The sequence below is a fragment of the Rhizobium terricola genome (genome assembly GCF_012927355.1).
In the GTDB taxonomy this organism is placed as follows: domain Bacteria; phylum Pseudomonadota; class Alphaproteobacteria; order Rhizobiales; family Rhizobiaceae; genus Allorhizobium; species Allorhizobium terricola.
On the sequence record NZ_JABBGK010000001.1, the window covers coordinates 247,477 to 269,346 of the forward strand.

The window sequence follows — 21,870 nt, forward strand, 5'->3', positions numbered from 1 at the left end:
GTTGGACTTGCTCACACGACTGGGCCCGGGAGGCGGAACATGTTCCGACAGGGCTCGAAACGGAGGACATCATGCAGATCGCATCCGCGGGCGACATGACGCGCGCCCATCAGCCTTTCTACAAGCATCTCTACGTTCAGGTTCTCGCCGCGATCTTCGCCGGCATCCTGCTCGGTCACTTCTATCCGGACCTCGGCACCCAGCTGAAGCCGCTCGGCGACGCCTTCATCAAGCTCGTCAAGATGATCATCGCGCCGGTCATCTTCCTCACCGTGTCGACCGGCATTGCCGGCATGAGCGACATGAAGAAGGTCGGCCGGGTCGCCGGCAAGGCCATGCTCTATTTCCTGACCTTCTCGACGCTGGCGCTGGTCGTCGGCCTGATCGTCGCCAATGTCATCCAGCCTGGCGCCGGCATGCATATCGACCCGGCCTCGCTCGATGCGAAGGCGGTCGCGACTTATACCGAGAAGGCCCATGAGGCGACGATCGTCGGCTTCCTGATGAACATCATCCCGACCACCATCGTCGGCGCCTTCGCGGACGGGGACATTCTCCAGGTGCTGTTCTTCTCGGTGCTGTTCGGCATCTCTCTGGCGCTCGTCGGCGAACGCGGACAGCCGGTCACCGACTTCCTGCACGCGGTCATCAACCCGATCTTCAAGCTGGTCGCCATCCTGATGAAGGCTGCCCCGATCGGCGCCTTCGGTGCGATGGCGTTTACCATCGGCAAATACGGCATCGCCTCGGTCGCCAATCTCGCGATGCTGATCGGCACCTTCTACCTGACCGCCTTCCTGTTCGTGATCGTGGTGCTCGGTGCGGTCGCCCGCTACAACGGCTTCTCGATCATCGCGCTCATTCGTTACATCAAGGAAGAACTGCTGCTGGTTCTCGGCACGTCTTCGTCGGAGGCCGCGCTTCCGGGCCTGATGAGCAAGATGGAGAAAGCCGGCTGCAAGCGTTCCGTCGTCGGGCTCGTCATTCCGACAGGCTATTCCTTCAACCTCGACGGAACCAACATCTACATGACGCTTGCCGCGCTGTTCATCGCCCAGGCGACGGACATCCATCTGTCGCTCGGCGACCAGATCCTGCTGCTCGCCGTTGCGATGCTGAGCTCCAAGGGGGCCGCCGGCATCACGGGTGCAGGCTTCATCACGCTTGCGGCAACGCTTTCCGTGGTTCCTTCCGTGCCGGTCGCGGGCATGGCCCTCATCCTCGGTATCGACCGCTTCATGTCGGAATGCCGTGCGCTGACCAACTTCATCGGCAATGCGGTTGCGACCGTCGTCGTCGCCCGTTGGGAAGGGGAATTGGACGAGCATCTACTGCATGCCGCGCTTGGCGGTCTCGTCTACGAGGAAGAGGCAAAGACGGCCGAGCTTCAGCCGGCGGAATAAACCCGACACATTCGGCGCCGACCCAAGACGGTGACCGAAACGCAAGCGCGGCCCGACAGAAATGCGGGCCGCGCTTTATTCTTGCGGCGTCACTCGGCCGCCATGATGTGGAATTCGTGGTGGGCCTCAGGATGCTGCGCCTTGCCCATCAGATAGATCAGACAGCTGGTGCGCAGAAGCGAGGCGAAGTTGGAAACGGCGCCGTTGATCTCCAGCGCTTCGTCGTAGAGCGTCGACAGGAAGCGGGAGGTCGACAGGGACTGGCTTGCGGCGATCTCGTCGATCAGCACCCAGAAGGCCGCCTCGATCTGGATGCTGGTGGAATGGCCGCCGATCCTCACCGAGCGGTTGACGGCACGGTAGCGGGCTGGGTCCTGTCCTGCGAAGACTTCACACATGGCATGCTCCTCCGGCAATTCTTGTTTTGTCCGGCATTATGCTGTGCGGCGTGACCTCGGTCAATTTCGCAAATTGCCGTGACATCTTCTCCCGCCGGGAAAGAATCGCCAAAAAATCCCGCCAAAAATAGGGATGCGGTAGCCCGCTGCTACCCGATTTGCTGGCGTCATAGGAAACTCGGATCATTCGATGATTTGCCTGTCAGAGGAGTACCCCTTGGCGAAGATGATCCATTCGATGATCCGGGTGATGGAAGAAGCCCGCTCCGTCGATTTCTATGAAATGGCTTTCGGGCTGAATGTGGCGGAACGGCTCGACTTCGAGACCTTCACGCTGATCTACCTCAGCAATGCCGAATGCGAGTTCGAGCTCGAGCTCACGGTCAACAAGGGGCGCGAGGAAGCCTATGACCTCGGCACCGGCTACGGCCATCTCGCCGTCACTGTTTCGGAGCTGGACAGCGAGCACAAGCGGCTGACCGATGCCGGCCTCAACCCGGGCAAGATCGTCGAGTTCAATCGCGAAAGCGCGCTTCTCGCCCGCTTCTTCTTCATCACGGATCCCGACGGCTACAAGATCGAGGTCCTGCAGCGCCACGGGCGCTTCAAGTAAGGGCTGCGGCCGACGGGTTGGAGGACCCGGCGGCCGATGCCGACAAGAAGGGGAAGGCGCGATCGTCGCGCCGCCCCACATCGGCCCGGGAGGAACGGGGCCGTCATCCATGCCACACCATCCTGGGAGGAGACTGACGTGGTCACGCTTTACGAAAAGACGAATGGGATGTCCCGCCGCGAGCTGTTGAAGCGCGGCGGTGTCGGCGCGCTGCTGGTGATCAGCGGCTCGGCGGTCATCTGTCCAGAGGCCGCCTGGGCGGTCGAGGCCAAGGCGCTGAAGCCGGAAACCATGGCGACGCTCATCAAGCTCGCCCGCGACATCTATCCGCACGACCAGCTTGCCGATCGCTTCTATGCCATCGCCGTCAAGGGGCAGGACGACCGGGCAGGCAAGGACGAGGCGCACAAGACGCTGATCGAAGACGGCATCGCCGATCTCGACAAGCGTGCCGGAGCTGGCGGCTATCGCGGTCTGGGCTGGGAAGACGACCGCGTCGCGATCCTGCGCGAGATCGAGAGCACCCCTTTCTTTCAGGCCGTCCGCGGCGATCTGGTGGTCAGCCTCTATAACCAGAAGGAGCTCTGGCCGATCTTCGGTTACGAGGGCGAGTCCTTCTCGAAGGGCGGCTATATCGAGCGCGGTTTCGACGATCTCGAGTGGCTCTGAGGCCACGCGCAAGACATCAGCATCGCCGCCCGAGGAGGCCCATCGCGGATGGGAACGGCGGCGCATTCTCCAAATTGCCGATTTGACATTCCTGGGAGGAAATCATGGCAGCGCCTTATGATCTCAACGACGACAGCGTGGTCGTCATCATCGGTTCGGGTGCGGGCGGCGGAACGCTCGGCAACGAACTCGCGCAGAAGGGTATCGACGTCGTCATTCTCGAGGCCGGCAACCGGATCGAGCACGAAGAATTCATCAACGACGAATGGGAAAGCTTTTCCCAGCTCGCCTGGCTCGACAATCGCACGACCGGCGGCGGCTGGCGCGTGTCGAAGGATTTTCCCAACCTGCCGGCCTGGATCGTCAAGGCGGTCGGCGGCACGACCACCCACTGGGCCGGCGCATCGCTGCGCTTCCAGGAGCATGAATTCAAGACGCTGACGAATTACGGCAAGGTCGAGGGTGCGAACCTGCTCGACTGGCCGATCACCCTTGCCGATCTCGAGCCCTATTATGCCAAGGCCGAGGACAAGATGGGTGTTACCCGCACCAACGGGATCGAGGGCCTGCCGGGTAACAACAACTTCAAGATCCTCAAGGCCGGCGCCGACAAGCTCGGCTACAAGGAATGCCATACCGGCAACATGGCGATCAATTCGAAGGAACGCGACGGCCGCATCGGCTGTCAGCAGACCGGCTTCTGCTTCCAGGGCTGCAAGTGGGGCGCCAAGTGGTCGACGCTCTACACTGAAATCCCGAAGGGCGAGGCGACCGGCAAGCTGGAGGTTCGGCCGAATTCGCATGTCGTGAAGATCGAGCACGATGCGTCGGGCAAGGTGAACGCCGTCGTCTATGCCGACAAGGACGGCAATCTGAAGAGCCAGAAGGCGCGCATCGTCTGCGTCGCCGGCAATTCGATCGAAAGCCCGCGCCTGCTTCTCAACTCGCATTCGTCGATGTTCCCGGACGGTCTTGCCAATTCTTCCGGCCAGGTCGGCAAGAACTACATGCGCCACACCACCGGCTCGGTCTATGCGGTGTTCGAAAAGCCGGTGCACTTCTACCGCGGCACGACGATGGCCGGCATCATCCGCGACGAGGCCAAGCATGATCCGTCGCGGGGCTTCGTTGGCGGCTATGAACTCGAAACGCTGGCGCTCGGTGTGCCGTTCATGGCGGCGTTCCTCGATCCGGGCGGCTGGGGCCGGTCGTTTGCCTCGGCCATGGACCAGTATGCCAACATGGCAGGGCTGTGGATCGTCGGCGAAGACATGCCGCAGGAGCAGAACGCGGTGAAACTGCATGGCGAGCTGAAGGACAAATACGGGATGCCGATCCCGGACGTCTGGTTCACCGATCATCCGAACGACGAGGCGATGCGCAATCACGCCTACAAGCAGGGCGTGGCGCTCTACGAGGCCGTCGGGGCGACCCGCGCCTTCCCGACACCGCCCTATCCGTCGACCCACAACCTCGGCACCAACCGGATGAGCGAGAAGGCTCAGGACGGCGTGGTCAACAAGCACGGCCAGACGCACGACATCAAGAACCTGTTCGTGTCGGACGGCAGCCAGTTCACCACGGGCGCTGCGGAAAACCCGACGCTGACGATCGTCACGCTGGCGATCCGCCAGGCGGATTACATCGCCGAGCAGATGGGTGCCGGCTCGATCTGACGAACCTCCCCGGTGGGGCGGGGGCGGCGTTTCGGCGCCGTTCCCGCTCTGCTATCTCTCCCAGTCGAACAAAAGCAATCTAGTGACGGAGCGTGGCCAGTGCCTTGGCCCGCTCCTTCGTCTTTTCCACCGCACGGCGAAGCCGGCCCGCGGCTCCTGCCTTGCGCGGGTCGTCCGGGGCGACCGACATGGCATTACCCCGCCAGTCGAAGCTGTCGCCGAACCAGGCGGCGAGCCAGAGCGCCGGTAGCGCCAGGTCGCGCAGGATCATGGCAGCCAGCGTCCGGCGGCCGAGATGCCAGTCGTATCCGCGCGCCAGAAGCATTTCACCGCCATACCAGGCCAGGCCGTAAAGCGCGAAGGTCGACGGGGCGCAGGTGCCGGACAGGGCGAGCGCCGCCATCAGGGCCATCGGAACGAGACCGCCGGCGAGTAGTTCGGGCACGAAGAACAGCGGGAATGAGGAGCGGCGCAGCCTTGCCCAGCGCAGCTGGCGCTTCCAGACCGAAGAGAAGGAACGCCGGCCGAGCGGCTGTTCGAACGGTTCGTGCACCAGGCGGACCTTCAATCCCGCCGCGCGGATGATGTGGGTTGCGGCTGCATCCTCCGCGACTTCGGCGCCAAGCCGCTCGAAACCGCCGGCCCGGGCCATTACCTGCCGATTGAGAAGCATCGACTTGCCCTGGGCAAAGCCGAGGCCCGCCGCATCGGCGAGCAGCTGCCAGCGTGCCTGGAAACTGTTGAGCCAGGCGCATTCGAGTTCTGCTGCAAAACCCGAAGGCGCCGAGCCGATCGGGGGCGAGCAGACGAGGCCGGTTCCCGGAACCCAGCGGGCGAAGAGCCGCTGCAGGTAGTCTTCGGGCATCAGCACATTGCTGTCGGCGATCACGATCCAGTCGTGCGTCGCACTGCGCCAGCCCTTGATCACGTTGTTCATCTTCGGGTTGACGCTGAAGACATCCTCGCCGATCAGCAGGCGAGAGCGGATGCCGGGATGATCGGCCATGCACTTGCGGGCCACTGCGATTGCCGGATCGCCGGGCGATGCGACGCAGAAGATCACTTCATAGTCGGGCCAGTCGAGGCGGAAGGCGGATTGAAGCGTCTCGTCCAGATGGTTTTCGCGGCCGCAGATCGGGCGGAGGATGGTGACGGGTGGTCGGACCGCGGCGCCGTCCGATCCTTGTCCTCGCTTCTTTCGCACCAGGACCAGCAGGATGCTGAGCAGGTGAATGGAGAGGGCGGTGGCGCAGATCCAGGTCAAGACAGTCATGGCTCGTCCTCGTGTCGGGGGATTCCCGCATAGCATCCGGGTATGACAGTCAGGCAAAGGTATCTGTGGTTGCGTCCGGGGCCAATTGGATCCCACTTCTTTTCGTGCCCTGCGGCGCGTCAGTCCTTGTGGAGCAGGATACTGACGATCCGCCAGCCGAGAAGCGCGGCTATGGCTGCGGCGGCGAGGAAGCCGCTGAGGCTGCCGGCGATCTCGGCGATCTCCATGATATTGTCGCTGAAGGTGACGCCGAGGCCGGTATAGCCGCCGACCCAGAAGACTTCGCCGGCGACGCCGAAGACCGTGAAGCGGTGCCAGGGATAGGCGGTCGCACCGGCGATCAGGTTGACATAGGGGCCGAGCGGCGCGAGCACCCATCGGGTGAGGAAGACGGCGATCGCGCCGCGGCTGGCGATGCGTTCCTCGGCGCGGGCAAGAGCCGCCTTTCGGGCCGGTGTGCCGGACAGTCGCCGGATCACGGCGGAGCCCCCGAACCGGCCGATCAGGAAGCCGGCCTGGTCGCCGAGGACGGCGGCGGCAAGGGCGGTCGAAAATACGCCGGCGAGATTGAAATCCCCGGCAGCGGCGAAGGCCCCCATCAGCATCATCACGATCGATGCCGGCAGGGGCAGGCCGAGGCAGCTCAGTGCTGTGACTGCGGCAAGCAGGGGCAGGCCGTAGAGTGGCAGGAGGGCCAGCAGCTGTTCGGTCATCGATGCGGATCTTCCGCGCGCAGCCGCGCGATCGCCGCCGCGATCTCGTCTTCAAAGGCAGCGAGCGTCTGGCCACGCCCCTGGGCAAGCCTGTCGAGCGTCGGTCTTTCTCCCTTGCCCGGCGGCGGGAGGCGCAGCGCGTCGATCAAGAGATCGCGCGGGACGTCATAGGAATGCGCGACATAGCCGATGGTCATCCAGCCTTCGAGCGGCTGATCGCGGTGGGCGGGGTCGTGCCAGTAGAGCACGAAGAGCAGGAAGCGCACGGCGAAGACACCGGCAACGAGCAGGGAGCCGAGAAAGGCGAGGGTGAGCAGCCGGTGCCGCCGCCACAGGAGTGCAAGAGCCTTCACGCATATCCCCATCGAAACGCGAGGCCGGCCGTCGTCAGGCTTGACAGCCTCGACCGCAGGCCTTCAATCAGCCCGATGGGTGTAACCGGAAAAGGCATGTCACGGCAATGAGCGGTTCGGATGTTCGCCTCGAAGAGAGCTGGAAGAAGGCGCTCGGCTCGGAGTTCTCAAGTCCCTACATGCAGCAGCTCAGGGACTTCCTGATTGCCGAAAAGGCCGACGGCAAACGGATCTTCCCGAAGGGTATCGAGTATTTCCGAGCGCTCGACCTGACGCCACTCGGGCGGGTGCGGGTGGTGATCCTCGGCCAGGACCCCTATCACGGCGCCGGCCAGGCCCATGGCCTGTGCTTCAGCGTGCAGCCGGGCGTGCGCATTCCGCCGTCGCTGGTGAACATCTACAAGGAACTCGTAACCGATCTCGGCATTCCTCCCGCCTCCCACGGCTTCCTCGAAAGCTGGGCGCGGCAGGGCGTGCTGCTCTTGAACAGCGTCCTCACCGTCGAGGAGGCGCGGGCCGGCGCGCATCAGGGTCGTGGCTGGGAACGATTCACCGACGCCGTCATCCGCGCCGTCAACGATGAATGCGAGAACGTCGTCTTCATGCTGTGGGGTTCCTACGCCCAGAAGAAGGCCGCCTTTGTCGACGGTCGGCGCCACCTTGTGCTGAAGGCGCCCCACCCGTCGCCGCTCTCGGCGCATAACGGCTTCTTCGGCTGCCGGCATTTCTCCAAGGCCAATGATTTCCTCGTTTCGCGCGGGCTCGATCCGATCGACTGGCGGCTGCCCGAAACGCCCCTGAGGTCCGATCCGGCTTCTTAAGCGGACGAGCCGCATACTCCCTAAAAATCTATTGATTTTCGCATTGTCCGCGTCCAGCATGCGTGCGATTTTAGAACGCCTTTTCAGGACCTATTTGCATGAATCCGTCGCATTTCACGAGGCCCGTCTGGCGTCGACCGGCAGCCATGCCGTTTGTCGATGAGCCGCTCGCTGCTTCCGAGCGGGTCGACCTTGCCGTGATCGGTGGCGGGTTTCAGGGGTTGTCGACGGCGCTTGCGGCCGCGCGCAGAGGCCTGTCCGTCCGCGTGATCGAGGCGTGTGCCATCGGCGAGGGCGCGTCCGGCCTCAACGGCGGGCAGGTCATCCCGGGGCTCAAGCAGACCCCGGAATGGCTGATCCAGCATTTCGGCAACGCGCGTGGCGAGGCGCTGATCGATTTCGGTACGCATGCCGCCGATGCGGTCTTCGGCCTGATCGAGAACGAGCGGCTCGACGTCGAATACAGCCGCGCCGGCTGGATCCACGCCGCGCATACGGCGACGGCGCTTGCCGCATTGGAAGACAAGAACCGCCAGTGGCGCGAGCGCGGCGCCGACGTGGTGCTGCTGAACGGTGCCGAGGTCGCGCTGCTGACCGGGGCGGAGGGTTATCTCGGCGGCTGGCTGGACCGGCGGGCCGGTACCATCAACCCGCTGGCCTTCGCCGTCGAACTGGCACGGGTCGCGGCGGCGGCGGGTGCCCGGATCGCCACCGGCCAGACGGTCCGGAAGCTGAGGCGCGAGGGCAATGCCTGGCAGCTCGAAACGGGCGCGGGCGGGACGATCAGTGCCGGATCGGTCGTCGTTGCGACCAATGCCTATTCCGACCGCCTCGTGCCGGGCCTCGCAAGAAGCCTTGTTCCGCTTCATTCCTTCCAGATCGCGACCGCACCGCTTTCACCGGCCCTGCAGGAGAGGATCCTGCCGCACGGGCATGCGGTGTCCGACAGTCGCCGGATCGTGACCTATTACCGGCGCAGCCCGGACGGGAGGCTCGTGCTGGGGGGGCGGGGTCGGATGGCGAAACCGCGCAGCGAGAAGGACTGGGCGCATCTCCAGCACGCGGCGCTCAGGCTTTTTCCGATGCTCGAGGGCGTGGCGATCGAGCATCGCTGGTTCGGCCGCGTGGCAATGACGCTCGATCATCTGCCGCATATCCACGAGCCGGAGAAAGGACTTCTGGCCGTGGGGGGCTGTCAGGGCAGGGGTGTCGCGTTGATGACGGCGATCGGGCCAAGGCTTGTCGATTACATCGTCGGCGGCGACCCGGCGGTCCTGCCGTTTCCGCTTACACCGATCGAGCCCATTCCCTTCCATGCGTTCCGGCAGATCGGTGTCGGCGCGCTGGTCACCTGGTATCGCATCCTCGACGGCATGGAAGGCTGAGTTGCCCAAAACGTGAGCGAAATGTCGTTGGGACGCGCTTGCCGACCTGGCGTCGACACGATACTTCTCGCTACGTTTCATCAGCTCGGCATTTTTTCATGACATTCGACGACCAGCGACAATACCGCCTCGGGGTGGTCTATGCGGCGATCTCGGCACTGGCCTGGTCCTCGTCCGGGCTATTCATCCGTTCCATCACCACCGATCTGATGACCATGCTGTTCTGGCGTGGTCTGGTGTCCGGCGGCTGCGTGTTTCTGCTGTTCCTCTGGCTGGAGCGTGGACACGCGCTCGTCATCCTGCGTCGCATGCGCGGGCCGTCGGTGGCCGCGATGGTGCTGTCGGCGATCAGCATGGTGACCGGCATCGGCTCGATGTATTACACCTCGATCGCCGATGCGATGGTGATCTACGCGACGGTTCCCTTCATGACGGCGGGTCTCGCCTATCTGATGATCGGCGAGCGGCCGAGCCGGGCGACGCTGATCGCCAGCGTGATTGCCGTGCTCGGCGTTCTCGTCATGCTCTCCGATCACCAGAGCGAGCCGGGCGGGCTTTTCGGCAAGGGGCTCGCCCTGGTGATGACGGTCTCCGTCGCCGGGCTTGCGACCGTCATGCGCAAGCACCGCACCGTACCCATGCTGCCGGCGATGGCGGGTTCTGCCTGGCTTTGCTCGCTGACGACCTTCTGGTTTGCCGTGCCACTGACGGTGTCGGCTTCGGACATGAGCCTGATCGTGGCGTTCGGGATTGTCCAGAATGCGCTGGGTCTGATCCTCTATACGGCGGCATCGAAGCGCCTGCCGGCGGCGGATGCGAGCCTGCTCACCGCGCTCGAGGTGCCGCTGACGCCGCTCTGGGTCTGGCTGATCCTCGGTGAAGTGCCGTCCCAGGCGACGCTGCTCGGCGGGCCGATCGTGCTTGCCGCGCTCTTCGGCCATATCGCGCACGAGGTCCGCCGCAACCGTACGGCGCCTGCGGCAGCCAGCTCCTGAGCGATCCGACGTCTGGCCGGTGGAAAGCCGTCGGTGGCAGGTGTGGACGTCTTGAAAGCCTGGCAGGGACGCGGTTCAATCGGCTCCTCCCGAGCCAACAGGACCCATCATGAAACGCGTCTTCAATCCACCGTCCGTCCGTCCGCCCTTCGGCCAGTACAATCACGGCCTGCTGGTGCCGCCGGGCGCCAGTCTACTCGTCACCTCCGGCCAACTGGGCATCCGGCCCGACGAAAGCATCCCGCCGGATGTCACCGGACAGGCCGAACTGTGCTTCGAGGCGATCAAGGCAATCCTGGAAGAGGCCGGGATGAGTTTTGCCGACGTCATCCGGATTTCGGGTTTTGTGACAAGACGTGAGGATTTCCCCGCCTACATGGCGGTTCGCGACCGCTACACGCTGGAACCGAAGCCTGTCTCGACGCTGATCGTCGTCGGCGGCTTCACCCGCGCGGACTTTCTCGTCGAGGTCGAAGTGACTGCGGCCAAGGTTGTGTAACAGTCCCGCTTTCCAGCCCTTTGAAGTCGATTTCCGCGCTATTTCCACCCGCCTCCCGGGGTGAGAGGTAGAACATTGCCCTGGGCGTGAGCATGTCCTTGCCGGAACAAAACGGAGGCCCGCAAGTTTCTACGGTCAATGGCAGACTTACAGGAAAGGAAATCGCCATGAAGACGAAGATTCTTGCAGTTACGGCCATCGTACTGGGTTCGGTTGCCGCTCCGGCCCTCGCTCAGGAAGGCACGGTCACAGGCGCAGCCGGCGGTGCGGTGACCGGTGCGATCGTCGGTGGTCCCGTGGGCGCGGCCGTCGGCGGTGTCGTCGGCGCCATCGCCGGGACCGCGGTGGCTCCGCCGCCGGTCGAGGTGGTCACGTATGTCCGTGAGCAGCCCGTTCCGGTCGAACCGGTCATGATCGAACAGCCGATCGTCATCGGCAAGCCGGTGCCGCAGACCGTGGTCCTTACTCCGGTTCCCGAAAACCCGACCTATGCCTATGCGGTCGTGAACAACCAGCGCGTGATCGTCGATCCGCAGACCCATGTGGTCGTCCAGGTCGTTGAATAAGACCTGACCTTTCCGGGCGGGCGACAGGCCCAAGGCCCGGGACATCGAGACTATCGGACATCTGGAACGCGAAACGGTGGGAGAGGGCGATGAACAAGCCGATCCTTGCAGTGAATACTGTTGTCATTGGACTTGCCCTCGCCCTTTCGGCGAAAGCCGCCCACCAGATGATCGATCGGCCCGAACAACTGATCGATCAGCCTCCAGCCACCGAAAGTGTCGAATGGATGGAGGCCGCGGCCCTCGAACAGGATGCCCAATCGGACCTTGAAGGCGTGTCGAAGAATGTCTTCGACGCGCGTCCAATCCCCGCAGACAGACTGAACATTCGTCATGTCGGGCCGCGGTTCTTCCCGGATCCGGCCAACGCGCTCGACCTCGGGCGCACCAATTGAGGAGATGTGAAATGACTGACTATTCTCACACCAACGGTACCCGTCCCGTCCATCCGCAGGATGCTCGCACACCTGCAGATCTGGGTGGGCCGACCGTCATCAATAACGACCGCACCAGCAGCGGTGCCGGCTGGATCGTCGCCCTGCTCGTCGCGATCGCGCTCGGTGTCGGCGCCGTGTTCTTCTTCACGGATACGGCGACCACGACCTCGGGCTCGACCCCAGCTGAAACGACGGCTCCGATGTCTGCCCCGGCTGAACCGGCTCCGGCCGCCCCGTCGGTCGCTCCGGCCGAACCGGCTGCCCCTGCTGCCCCGACCGATGCAGCCCCGGCCCCGGCCGCTCCGTCGGCAAACCCGGCTCCGGCTGGTCAGTAATCCCTCACAGTTACGGCTTCGCCGAGAACCGGCCTTCCGAGAGGAAGGCCGGTTCTATATGTGATGTTCAGTTGTCTTCGCTTCGCCCGTGGTGAGGTCCGCCGAGGACATCAGCCATGCCCGTGCCACTGCACAGAGTGCGGCTGTGGCCGCTACGCCCTCGAGGCCCAATCCTGTCAGCGGTGCGATCAGTGCCAGTAGGGCGAAGAAAGGCAGGACAGCCATTGCGAGGCCGGTGCAGGCATAGCGGTCTCGCACGATCCACAGAGAGGTGAAATAGACCGCGACCGGCACAGCAACTGCATAGTCTCCGGCGATGAGAGGGATTTCGGAATGACGGGTGATAATGTCGACAAGAACGGCGAAGCCTGCGCCGACTGCGGCGCCCGACGCGAAGATGAAGAAGTGGCCGTAACCCCAGATGAGGGCCCTTCGCAAGTGACGCGTGGGCAGATGGTCGTCCGTCGAAAAATAGACCCACCAGAGAGAAAAGACGATTGCCAGCGCGGAGAGCGCCGTATGCACGAGCATGATGTCAAAATGCTCGACGGTCTCGCGCAGCGCCATAGTTCCGGCAAGAAGGGTTTCCCCCAGAACGATGATGTTGAGCAGACCGTAGCGCTCTATGATGTGATGGCGATGCCAGGGGGTGTTGGATGTCAGTGATTCCGCGACCGCGGGCACGGCAATCTCAAGAAGCGCGCCGATGACCCACATCCCATAGGCGGTCGCAGTCGAAAGGGGCTGCACCAGAAGAAAGGTGACCCAGTACACCTGCACGACCGTGATGCCGACCGCATAGGCGACGGCCGTCTTCCTGTGGGGCGTATCGGCGCAGGCGGCGCGCAGCCAAAGAACGACCATCGCGACGCGCATCAGCACGTAGCCGATGATTACGGCGGTGAAATCGGGCTGGTTGGTGAAGAGTACGGGAATGCCGGCCGCGATGACGAGCGAGCCGGCCATGATCACCATGGTCAGGAGCCGATGGAGGACATCGTCATTGTCGTAGGCCGAAGCGAACCAGGTGAAGTTCATCCAAGCCCACCAGATGGCGAAGAAGGCCATGCCGAACATAGGGAGCGCTTGAAGCGCATGGCCTTCCGCAATGCCGTGGTGAAGGCCTGCCGCGGCTGAGGCAATCGCAATCACCGTTACCAGGTCGAATAGCAATTCCAGAGGTGTGGCCACGCGATGATGTTCGTCAGGGTCGCGTGGCCGCAGCGGAGCAATGATGCGATGGAAAAACGGGCGCCCGGCGGTCATGTCGGCCTCTTCTTTGTCTCTTGCTACTTTTTCGCAGGAAATGGAGTGCGCAACAAGCCGGGCAGCAGGTCAGAACCGTTCCATGTGGTTCTTCACCTTGTCCAGAAAGGCGGCCCGCGTCTCGTCGGTGCAGTTGTTCATGTCGTAGTGGGCAAGATACTTCACCGGCGCGCCGATCTTGATCTGGGCGCGCAGCACGCGCGTGACGATCTTCTTCGGCGGATTGCCGACGAGGAAGGCACGCCAGGGGGTGGCGCCATAGGTCATGACGGCCGCGAGTTTCTTGATGTGCCGGAGCGTCGGCGTCAGCTTGCCGTCTTCGAGATCGAACGATACGCCCTTGACCCAGACGCGGTCGAAATAGCCCTTGAGCATGGCCGGGAAACCGAAGTTCCAGACCGGCGTGACGATCACCAGTCCTTCTGCTTTCTGCAGCCGGTCGACATAGTCCTTCACCAGCACGGTGTTTTCCGGATAGTCGTGATAGACGGTCCGGTCGTGGGCCGAGAGCACCGGGTCGAAACCCTCTTCATAGAGATTGCAGCCGTCGACCTCGTGGCCGGCCTTGGTCAGGCTCTCACAGGTCTGGCGATAAAGCGCCCGGCCATAGCTTTCGTCGAGAGGGTGGGAGTGCAGAACGAGTACGCGCATGGTGTTGAAAAGCTCCATATCGTCGCCGGGCCGCGCATGGCGTCCCGGCGTTGAGTTGAAAGTTTTCCGCGCCGTTTGTCCCGATGAGCGAGAGGCCCGCCGCCATAGCCGGGCCTTTGATCACCATGGTCGTTTCCATGAATCACGACCGGCGGACCGGTCAGGATCGGGAGTACCTTCGGAAGTTCTCAGTCTGTCTGGCGGTATCAAGCCTCCTGAAATGCCTGGAGGCCGGGGAAAAGGTAGTTCTTGCCGGCGGCAAAGTCGAAATCGGGATTGTCCCAGGCGATCATCTTGCCGGGATTGAGCAAGCCCTTCGGGTCGGTTTCCTTCTTGAAGTCGAGCTGGACGGTGTCCGTCTGCTTCATGCCGCCTTCTTCCAGCGTGTAGCGGTGCGGGTTGAAGATCGGGCAGCCGTTTTCCTCGTGCAGACGGATGATTTCTTCCAGCCGTTCCTCGGTGGTGTAGCGCACCAGCGGCAGGCCGGCGCATTGGATCGCGCCGTCGAACTTGATGAATTCGAGGTGGCCGAACACTTCGCCCGGGAACATCTCCGACATCTGGCGGACCTTCTCGACATGGTCGGGGCCTGGATACTGCACCTGGAGATAGGTGAAGCCCGTGTCGAGCTTCAGCGCGCGCAAAGTCGTGTGGTTCCAGGCAAGCTCGTAGGCATGCGGGATACCCTTCATGCTTTCCACCGTGTCGGAGCGGAAGCGGATGTCGCCCTTCATCTTCTCGGCATAGGCGACGAAGGGTTCCATCGAATGCGGGGCCACCATCAGCACCACGACCGACTGGCCTTCCTTCAGCCACGGCTTGTGGCGGGTGAAGTAGTCGTAGGGGATCGGCGCGGCGATCGGCGCGACTTCCTTCAAGAGGATGCCATTGCGGTGGGTGAGGTTGTCGGCGAACTTCACCGCGTCCATGAAGTCGTCATAGCCGACGATCACGTCGACCCAGTCATAGGCCGGCGCGAGCGGCATCTCGACCTCGGTGATGATGCCGTTGGTGCCGTAGGCGTGGGACACCTTCTGCAGGTCCCAGGCCGAAAGCTCGAGCACACGCGGCTCTGCCTCCATGGTGACGACGCGCAGGCGCAGGATGTTGCCGAGATCGCGCAAGCCGCCCCAGGTGATCGAGCCGACGCCGCCCGAACCGCCGGCGATGAAGCCGGCGAGCGTCGCGGTGCCCGTCGTCGAGGGATGGAAGCGCAGTTCCTGGCCGGAATGTTCCTTGGTCAGGCGGTCGAGCTCGGCGGTGATGATGCCCGGTTCGGCGATGACGCGGCCGGGATGGATCGCCTTGATCTTGTTCATGTTCATCATGTTCAGCACGATGCCGCCGGAGAGCGGCATGGCCTGGCCGTAATTGCCGGTGCCGCCGCCGCGCGGGGTAACAGGGACGCCGTGGGCGTAAGCGACTTTCAGCGTGCGGATCACCTCTTCCTCGGTCTTCGGCGAGACGACGAGGTCGCCGACGACATTGTCGAGCTGGGCCTTGAGGATCGGCGAGTACCAGTAGAAGTCGCGGCTCTTCTGCTTAACGAGCGCGGGATTGTCCTCGACCGCGATGCCGTCGAGTTCCTTTATGATCGCTGCGTAATCGGGCATGGCCTTTAAACTTTCATGATCGGGTCAAGGTCACGATAATCCGGCAGGCTACGGTCGATGCCCATGCCATTCCGCATCACGATGCGGTCAGCCTGCGGACGGGAAAGGAATTCGCTCCAGCGCCGTGCCGAAAACAGCACGAGGTCAGCGGGAAGGCCGACGGCGATGCGGCCGCGGTCGGCGCGACCGAGAATGTCTGCCGGCGAGCGGGTGACGACGCGCGCCGCCTCGTCGAGCGGGTGGTCGAGATGAAGGATGCGCACACCTTCGCGGAAGACCTCGACGGGGTCGAGATCTCCATAGGCGTAGAAGGGGTCGCGGGTGTTGTCGGAGGAGATCGCGGTCGCAACGCCGGCGGCGGCCAGTTCGTGAAGCAGGGTGACGCCGCGATAACGGGGCGTGCGGCCGGCAACGCGGTCCTGGAGATACATGTTGCACATCGGCAGGGACACGACGGAGACGCCGGCTTCGGCCACCTTGTCGATGGTCGCTGCGGCGACGTCATCGTCCTGGCGGGCCAGCGAGCAGCAATGTCCGACGGTGACGGAACCCTCGAAGCGGTTTCTGAGCTTCGCCTCGGCGATCGCCTTCAGGGTCAGCACTTCGCGGTCCTGCGTCTCGTCGACATGCAGGTCGATGTCGAGGCCGTTGTCGGATGCGGTGCGGAACAGAAGGTCCAGACGCTCATCGAGGTCCGGCCACATCTGGGTGACACCGCCGAGCAGACCGCCGTGGCCGGCGACCACTTCGGTGAGATCCTTGAAGAAGGGCTCGTCCGTGATCATGTCGAGCGGGAAGAGGGCGACCGCCTGAAGGTCGATGCGGTCCTTCCAGTCGTCGCGCAGCTCGGAGAATACCTCAAACGAGATCCGGTGCTGCGGCGGCAGGCTGTCGAGATGGGTGCGGATCAGGCTGGTGCCATGGGCATAGGCGGTCTTCAGCGAGAATTCCATGCGTGCACGCACGTCGGCTGCACTCCAGTGCGCCTCGCGGTCGGTGCGGACCGCGTCGAGGGCGCCCACGAAGTCGCCGGTCGGGTTGGGCTTGCGGTCCCAGATATGACCCTTGTCGAGATGGGTATGCATGTCGGCGAAGCAGGGCCAAGCCATGCCGCCGGCGAGATCGGTTGCCGGGATGCCGGTCGGGGCGGAACCTGCGGGGCCGATCGCCTCGATCCGGCCGTCGGCGATAACGATGTCCGCCGCCACGAGGCCCTCTCTTGCTGCCGGTCCCACGTAGCCGTCGACGGTCACTTCCGGGAGCGTCGCGTTGACGAGAGCGAAGCGGGGGGCGTCGGGCAGAGCAAATGCGGATTTCGGCATCAGTTCTCTCGCTTGAGGCTGCTTTCGTGCCAGCGATGCAAGGCGAGCCACGAAATGAATGAGGTAATGGCAAAAATCAGGACGCCGAGGCAGGACAGAAGGAAGAGCGCGGCGAAAAGGCGCGGAATATTGAGGCGATATTGCGCTTCGAGCAGGCGGAAGGCGAGACCGGAACCGGCACCCGCAGATCCTGCGGCAAATTCCGCCACTACGGCGGCGATCAGCGCCAGTCCGCCGCCGATCCTGAGGCCCGTCATGAAATAGGGAAGGGAAGCGGGAAGCTTGAGATAGAGCAGCGTCTGCCAGCGCGAGGCGCCGTAAAGGTCGAAAAGGTTCAAGAGATTATGATCGACGCTCTTCAGGCCCTGCACCATGTTGGACAGGATCGGGAAGAAGGCGACAAGGAAGGCACAGATCAGAAGGGCGACCTGCGTCGAGGGCGCATAGATCAGGATCAGCGGGGCGATCGCGACGATCGGCGTGACCTGAAGGATGACGGTGATCGGATAGAAGGCGAGCTCGATCCAGCGCGACTGGACGAGGAAGACGGCGATGCCGACGCCGCCGATCAGGGCCAGCGCCAGCGAGGCCATCGTGATCTGCGTCGTGACCCAGAGAGCCGGCGCCAGCGTGCCCCAGTCCTTGACCAGGGAGGCGGCGACCGCGGCCGGGCTCGGCAGGATGTATTGCGGCACACCGGAAACGATCACGGCGATGTGCCAGAGGCTGATCAAAACGACGACGACGATGACCGGAACGAGCACCTTCAGGAGGAGCTCGCCGTGGCGGTCGAGGAGGCTGGCATTCGGCGATGGGTTGTTTCTGGTCATCAGTGCGCGTCCTCTCCGCCCATGGCTTCAAGCAGCGTTTCCGATACCGTCTCGCAGGCCTGGCGGTATTCTTCGGAGGTGCGGTAGTGGGCGTCGCGCTCCAGGCTGGTGTGGAGCGGGAAATCGGCATGGACCCGGCCGGGCCGCGCCTTCATCACGACGATGCGGTTCGACAGATAGGCGCTTTCGAAGACCGAGTGGGTGACGAAGACGACCGTGATGCCGGTTTCCTTCCAGAGTCTCAGAACGTCGTCGTTGAGCTTCTGGCGGGTGATTTCGTCGAGGGCGGCAAAGGGCTCGTCCATCAGGAGCAGTTTGGGCTTCGTGACGAGGGCGCGGGCGATCGAGACACGCATCTTCATCCCGCCGGACAGTTCGCGCGGATAGGCGTCGGCGAACTTCTCGAGGCCGACGGTGGCAAGCGTCGCCATGATGTCGGCGCGGGCAGCTTGCATCGAAACGCCCTTGAGTTTCAGCGGCAGGTAGACGTTGCCGAACACCGTCTGCCACGGCATCAGCGTCGGCTCCTGGAAGACGAAGGAAATGTCACCCTCCGGCAGGCCCTTGGAATTGATGCGCGAGCTCGGCCAGTCGATCGTGCCGGTCGAGACGTCGCCGAGGCCGGAAATGATGCGCAGTGCCGTCGACTTGCCGCAGCCGGAAGGGCCGAGCAGGCTGACGAACTCGCCGCCATTGACCGTCAGCGACATGCCGATGAGGGCCACCGTGCCGCTGGAAAAGGTCTTCGAAACGTCCTTCATGACCACCAGCGCCCGGCGCTTCTCGGGGGGAGACAAGGGGATGGTGGCTTCGGAAAAAGACATGGGTGGCCTTGGTCTGTGAATGAAGAAGAGTGACCGGAGATTGCCCCTCACCCTAACCCTCTCCCCGCGAGCGGGGAGAGGGGATTTCGGCGCGGGCGCCAGCCCGGAAACTCCTTCGCCCCGCTTGCGGGGCGAAGGTGGCGGCAGCCGGATGAGGGGCAGCCCCCTTACTTCTTCAGCGCCATGCCGACACCCTTGCAGACGAACTGCGTGGTGAAGGCCTTCTTGTAGTCGAGTTCGGCCGGTTCGACACCGATCGATACCATGTCGTCGAAGAATTTCTTGTAGCGGTCCTCGGTCATGCAGCCGATGCCTTTTTCGAGGGATTCGCCGGATTCGAGGATGCCGTATTCCTTCATCTTCTTGATGGAATACTCGATCTGGCCATCCGTCATTTCCGGATTGTCCTTCTTGATCAGGTCGTTGGCGGCCTTGTTGTCGCCATAGAGATAGTTGTACCATCCCTCGATCGAGGCATCGACGAAGCGCTGGACGACGTCCGACTTGGTGTCGACCATGGTGGCGGTCGTGGTGATCATGGTCGAGTAGGGGTTGTAACCGTTGTCGGCGAGCAGGAAGACCTTCGGCGCCCAGCCGGCCTGCTTCTCGATCTCATAGGGTTCCGAGGTCAGGTAACCCTGCTGGGCCGACTTCGGATCGGCGATGAACGGAGCGGGGTTGAAGGTGTAGGGCTTGTACTGCTCGTCCTTGAAGCCTTCGTAGTGCTTCTTCATCCACTCGAAATAGGTGACGTAGCCGTCCTTGCCCATGAAGATCGAGTCGAGCTTGGCGAGGTCGCCGAACTTCTCGATACCCTGGTCGGGATGGGCGAGCAGAACCTGCGGGTCCTTCTGGAAGATTGCGGCGACATCGACCAGCGGAATGCCTTCCTTGACCGCATCCATCTCGCCGAGCGGGCTGCCCATGTAGAAATCGACCTTGCCGGCGATCAGCAGCGCGCGGTTGGCGGCATTCGGGCCACCCTGGACGATGGTGACCTTCAGGCCGTGCTTTTCATAGGTGCCGTCGGCGACCGCCTGGTAGAAGCCGCCGTGTTCGGCCTGGGCGAGCCAGTTGGTGCCGTAGCTGACTTCGTCGAGGGCGTAGGCCTGAGAGCCGACAAGCGCCGTTCCGAGGCCGAGGATGGCGAGAAAAGTGGTCTTGGTGAGAGTGTCGCGCATGTCGATCCGGTTCCCCTGTCCATGTCTGGAGCTCCGCCATTGGGCCCCATTTTCTTCATTTGAGCCATTGCGTTGCGCTTTGAAAAGCATCAAAATTCGTCCGCATTGATGCCTTTTTTGCACCGCACGCACGGTTGGTGCCCAAATTGTGCTTCGTGAGCATTTTTTATGCAATGGTGTCGCCTTGCTGCATTCTAGAAAACTCCAGTACATCAACGAAATCGTCCGTTGCGGATCGATCCGGAAGGCGGCGGCACGGCTCAACGTCGCCTCGTCGGCGGTCAACCGGCAGATCCTGGCGCTCGAGGAAGAGCTCGGTGCGCCGATCTTCGAACGGCTTCCGCGCGGGCTCAGGCTGACGGCGGCCGGAGAGCTGTGCGTCGAGCATATCCGCGACGTTCTCAAGAACTACGAGAAGCTCGAATCGCGTATTCGCGGCCTGAAAATGCCGCAGGCGGGCAAGGTCACGCTGGTGACGACGGTCGGGCTCGCTTCCGGGCCGCTGCCGCAGATTCTTGCGCGGTTCCTCGAGGCCCATCCTCGCGTGCGCATCCAGTTGCGCAATGACGGCGGCTCGACCACCATCAATCCGGTGCTGACGGGCGAGGTGGATATCGGGCTCGGCTTCAACATTCCGGCGACGCCGGGCATCCGCACGCTCGCCAATTTCGACATACCGGTCGGGGTGGTGCTGCCGCCCGGCCATCCGCTCTCCCACGAGGCGGGACCGATCGACCTGGTCGACGTGGTTCAGGAACGGCTGGTGCTGGCGCAGTCGGGCACCAGCCTGCGCAACATCATCGATCTGGCGCTCGCGCCGGTACCGCTGCCGGTCGAGCCGGTGCTGGAAACCAATTCGTCAGAACTGATGAAGCAGCTGGTGAAATGCGGGGCGGCGCTGACGTTGCTCAATCCGCTCGACGTCATTGCCGAGTGCCGCGCCGGTGAACTGGTGTTCCGGCCGCTGCTGGAGGGCCAGCTCCGGCACCAGCCGATGAAGCTTTTCGCCCGCGCCCGCGCGCCGCTCGATGCGGCGACGAGCCTCTTCGTCGAATACCTGATGCAGGAATTGCTGGTTCTCGTTCAGGATCTGCAGTCGAAAGGGCATATCCCGGCCGGGGAGAAGCCGGGCGAGCGCGGTTTCGGGCTGCGCGAGGATGATCAGCGCGAATAGAGATTGGCGAGCGGATAGGCGGCGAGATCGCGCAGAAGCTCGATGAAGCCGGCGACCTGGTGCCGGCAGATCGCTTCGCCCTTTGCCGCCGTGCCCTTGGATGCGTCGCCGACCACGCCGTTCGGGTTGAGGTCGTGGGCGATCCAGGCCAGCGAATGCGGCGGCAGCGGTGTCAGGTATTTCGAGTTCGCCTTCATCTCCTCGGCACGGGAGACGAAATTCTGCGCCTTTTCCATGCGCACGAGGTCCGGGCGGAAATGGAGCATCAGCGAGGTCTCGACCTCGCCGCCATGAATGCCGTAGCGGCTCTCATGCTCGGAAATCATGCCGTCCGGATTGCCGAAGCGGCCCCACTGCGTCGAGACGACCGCCATCTGGTGGCGTACGCGCAGTTCGCGGGCGACGATGCTCATCACATCGACATTGCCGCCATGCGAATTGACGATCACTATCTTGCGGATGCCGGCTTCGGCGACCTTGGTGCCGATGGCGGTCCAGGCCGGAATGAGGATCTCAGGGCCGAAGGAGAGGGTGCCCGGGCCGTAGATGTGTTCGTTGGCCTTGCCGATCTCCTGGGTCGGGAGAACGAGGAAATCGAGGTCGTCCGGACGCTGGGTCTTCAGTTCGGCGAGCATGCCATTGGCGATCGTCACGTCGGTCGCGATCGGCAGGTGTGGCCCATGCTGCTCGGTCGAGGCGATCGGCAGAATGGCGATCGTCTTTTCCGGATCGAGGCCGGCGAAATCGCCCGTGTTCAGTTCGTTCCAGAAGAATGGCTTGACCATGGCTTAACCCTCGCAAGTGCCTTACCCAATCGCTTAGGCAATTCTGCAGGCTTCGAAAAGCATCATATTGTGCGCAGGCCGCTGCCTT

General features: G+C 63.3%; 24 protein-coding genes. 12 read left to right on the forward strand and 12 right to left on the reverse strand.

Features of this window, described 5'->3' with window-relative positions; translation table 11 throughout:
* The first annotated feature begins 71 nt into the window (after nucleotides 1-71).
* Nucleotides 72-1,403, forward strand: a complete 1,332-nt coding sequence (locus HHL25_RS01105; RefSeq protein ID WP_169586429.1) for a dicarboxylate/amino acid:cation symporter — start codon at nucleotides 72-74, stop codon at nucleotides 1,401-1,403.
* A gap of 89 nt (nucleotides 1,404-1,492) precedes the next feature.
* On the opposite strand, the gene HHL25_RS01110 is transcribed toward HHL25_RS01105, so the two are convergent.
* Nucleotides 1,493-1,801 carry a ribbon-helix-helix domain-containing protein gene (locus tag HHL25_RS01110; RefSeq protein ID WP_169586431.1) on the reverse strand — a complete coding sequence of 103 codons (309 nt, stop codon included), beginning with the start codon at nucleotides 1,799-1,801 and terminating at the stop codon, nucleotides 1,493-1,495.
* A gap of 217 nt (nucleotides 1,802-2,018) precedes the next feature.
* Between HHL25_RS01110 and HHL25_RS01115 the strand changes: the two genes are divergently transcribed.
* The 3 genes from HHL25_RS01115 (at nucleotide 2,019) to HHL25_RS01125 (ending at nucleotide 4,759) form a co-directional block, all read left to right on the forward strand.
* A complete protein-coding gene (locus HHL25_RS01115) occupies nucleotides 2,019-2,414 on the forward strand; it encodes a VOC family protein (RefSeq protein WP_169586433.1) in 396 nt (131 codons plus the stop codon).
* 168 nt (nucleotides 2,415-2,582) lie between these two features.
* Nucleotides 2,583-3,083, forward strand: a complete 501-nt coding sequence (locus tag HHL25_RS01120; protein ID WP_205927755.1) for a gluconate 2-dehydrogenase subunit 3 family protein — start codon at nucleotides 2,583-2,585, stop codon at nucleotides 3,081-3,083.
* 104 nt (nucleotides 3,084-3,187) lie between these two features.
* A complete protein-coding gene (locus tag HHL25_RS01125) occupies nucleotides 3,188-4,759 on the forward strand; it encodes a GMC family oxidoreductase (protein WP_169586437.1) in 1,572 nt (523 codons plus the stop codon).
* A gap of 79 nt (nucleotides 4,760-4,838) precedes the next feature.
* Here HHL25_RS01125 and HHL25_RS01130 read toward each other — a convergent pair whose 3' ends face one another.
* From HHL25_RS01130 to HHL25_RS01140, 3 genes are all read right to left on the reverse strand, one after another.
* The gene (locus HHL25_RS01130; protein WP_169586439.1) at nucleotides 4,839-6,032 is read right to left on the reverse strand and encodes a ceramide glucosyltransferase; all 1,194 of its coding nucleotides are present in this window, start codon (nucleotides 6,030-6,032) and stop codon (nucleotides 4,839-4,841) included.
* 119 nt (nucleotides 6,033-6,151) lie between these two features.
* Nucleotides 6,152-6,745, reverse strand: coding sequence for a DedA family protein (locus HHL25_RS01135; protein WP_169586441.1), 594 nt, complete (start codon nucleotides 6,743-6,745; stop codon nucleotides 6,152-6,154).
* Nucleotides 6,742-7,098 carry a hypothetical protein gene (locus tag HHL25_RS01140; protein WP_169586444.1) on the reverse strand — a complete coding sequence of 119 codons (357 nt, stop codon included), beginning with the start codon at nucleotides 7,096-7,098 and terminating at the stop codon, nucleotides 6,742-6,744. Before HHL25_RS01140 ends, HHL25_RS01135 begins: the two co-directional genes overlap by 4 nt.
* A gap of 107 nt (nucleotides 7,099-7,205) precedes the next feature.
* Between HHL25_RS01140 and ung the strand changes: the two genes are divergently transcribed.
* The 7 genes from ung to HHL25_RS01175 all read left to right on the forward strand — a co-directional run bounded on the left by ung (nucleotide 7,206) and on the right by HHL25_RS01175 (nucleotide 12,136).
* Entirely contained in the window at nucleotides 7,206-7,919 is a 714-nt protein-coding gene (gene ung, locus HHL25_RS01145) for a uracil-DNA glycosylase (RefSeq protein ID WP_169586446.1), read from the forward strand.
* Nucleotides 7,920-8,065: 146 nt separating this feature from the next.
* Nucleotides 8,066-9,304, forward strand: a complete 1,239-nt coding sequence (locus HHL25_RS01150; protein WP_246701666.1) for an NAD(P)/FAD-dependent oxidoreductase — start codon at nucleotides 8,066-8,068, stop codon at nucleotides 9,302-9,304.
* A gap of 98 nt (nucleotides 9,305-9,402) precedes the next feature.
* Nucleotides 9,403-10,299 (forward strand): DMT family transporter, encoded by an 897-nt coding sequence (locus HHL25_RS01155; RefSeq protein WP_169586450.1) that lies wholly within the window; start codon nucleotides 9,403-9,405, stop codon nucleotides 10,297-10,299.
* Between the two features lie 109 nt (nucleotides 10,300-10,408).
* Nucleotides 10,409-10,798: a RidA family protein gene (locus HHL25_RS01160; protein ID WP_169586452.1), complete on the forward strand. Its 390-nt coding sequence runs from the start codon at nucleotides 10,409-10,411 to the stop codon at nucleotides 10,796-10,798.
* Nucleotides 10,799-10,965: 167 nt separating this feature from the next.
* Nucleotides 10,966-11,364, forward strand: coding sequence for a DUF1236 domain-containing protein (locus HHL25_RS01165; RefSeq protein ID WP_169586454.1), 399 nt, complete (start codon nucleotides 10,966-10,968; stop codon nucleotides 11,362-11,364).
* 89 nt (nucleotides 11,365-11,453) lie between these two features.
* Entirely contained in the window at nucleotides 11,454-11,759 is a 306-nt protein-coding gene (locus tag HHL25_RS01170; protein WP_169586456.1) for a hypothetical protein, read from the forward strand.
* A gap of 11 nt (nucleotides 11,760-11,770) precedes the next feature.
* Nucleotides 11,771-12,136: a hypothetical protein gene (locus tag HHL25_RS01175; RefSeq protein WP_205927694.1), complete on the forward strand. Its 366-nt coding sequence runs from the start codon at nucleotides 11,771-11,773 to the stop codon at nucleotides 12,134-12,136.
* 54 nt (nucleotides 12,137-12,190) lie between these two features.
* Here the strand turns inward: HHL25_RS01175 and HHL25_RS01180 are convergent, their stop codons facing one another.
* The 7 genes from HHL25_RS01180 to HHL25_RS01210 form a co-directional block, all read right to left on the reverse strand.
* Nucleotides 12,191-13,402 carry a low temperature requirement protein A gene (locus HHL25_RS01180; RefSeq protein ID WP_169586458.1) on the reverse strand — a complete coding sequence of 404 codons (1,212 nt, stop codon included), beginning with the start codon at nucleotides 13,400-13,402 and terminating at the stop codon, nucleotides 12,191-12,193.
* A 69-nt stretch (nucleotides 13,403-13,471) separates the two neighbouring features.
* Nucleotides 13,472-14,053 (reverse strand): NAD(P)H-dependent oxidoreductase, encoded by a 582-nt coding sequence (locus HHL25_RS01185; protein WP_169586460.1) that lies wholly within the window; start codon nucleotides 14,051-14,053, stop codon nucleotides 13,472-13,474.
* A 206-nt stretch (nucleotides 14,054-14,259) separates the two neighbouring features.
* Nucleotides 14,260-15,666, reverse strand: a complete 1,407-nt coding sequence (locus HHL25_RS01190; protein WP_169586462.1) for an FAD-binding oxidoreductase — start codon at nucleotides 15,664-15,666, stop codon at nucleotides 14,260-14,262.
* Nucleotides 15,667-15,671: 5 nt separating this feature from the next.
* Nucleotides 15,672-16,988, reverse strand: a complete 1,317-nt coding sequence (locus HHL25_RS01195) for a cytosine deaminase (RefSeq protein WP_169586464.1) — start codon at nucleotides 16,986-16,988, stop codon at nucleotides 15,672-15,674.
* Nucleotides 16,988-17,818 carry an ABC transporter permease gene (locus HHL25_RS01200; protein WP_169586466.1) on the reverse strand — a complete coding sequence of 277 codons (831 nt, stop codon included), beginning with the start codon at nucleotides 17,816-17,818 and terminating at the stop codon, nucleotides 16,988-16,990. The genes HHL25_RS01195 and HHL25_RS01200 overlap by 1 nt, the downstream gene beginning before the upstream one ends.
* Nucleotides 17,818-18,642 (reverse strand): ABC transporter ATP-binding protein, encoded by an 825-nt coding sequence (locus HHL25_RS01205; RefSeq protein ID WP_169586468.1) that lies wholly within the window; start codon nucleotides 18,640-18,642, stop codon nucleotides 17,818-17,820. The genes HHL25_RS01200 and HHL25_RS01205 overlap by 1 nt, the downstream gene beginning before the upstream one ends.
* 167 nt (nucleotides 18,643-18,809) lie before the next feature.
* On the reverse strand, nucleotides 18,810-19,823 hold the full coding sequence (locus HHL25_RS01210; protein ID WP_246701667.1) for an ABC transporter substrate-binding protein: 1,014 nt from the start codon (nucleotides 19,821-19,823) through the stop codon (nucleotides 18,810-18,812).
* Between the two features lie 184 nt (nucleotides 19,824-20,007).
* Between HHL25_RS01210 and HHL25_RS01215 the strand changes: the two genes are divergently transcribed.
* Nucleotides 20,008-20,997 carry a LysR family transcriptional regulator gene (locus tag HHL25_RS01215; protein ID WP_169586472.1) on the forward strand — a complete coding sequence of 330 codons (990 nt, stop codon included), beginning with the start codon at nucleotides 20,008-20,010 and terminating at the stop codon, nucleotides 20,995-20,997.
* On the opposite strand, the gene HHL25_RS01220 is transcribed toward HHL25_RS01215, so the two are convergent.
* Nucleotides 20,985-21,782 (reverse strand): creatininase family protein, encoded by a 798-nt coding sequence (locus HHL25_RS01220; protein ID WP_169586474.1) that lies wholly within the window; start codon nucleotides 21,780-21,782, stop codon nucleotides 20,985-20,987. The two genes, HHL25_RS01215 and HHL25_RS01220, sit on opposite strands and share 13 nt — an antisense overlap.
* Nucleotides 21,783-21,870: the final 88 nt, after the last annotated feature.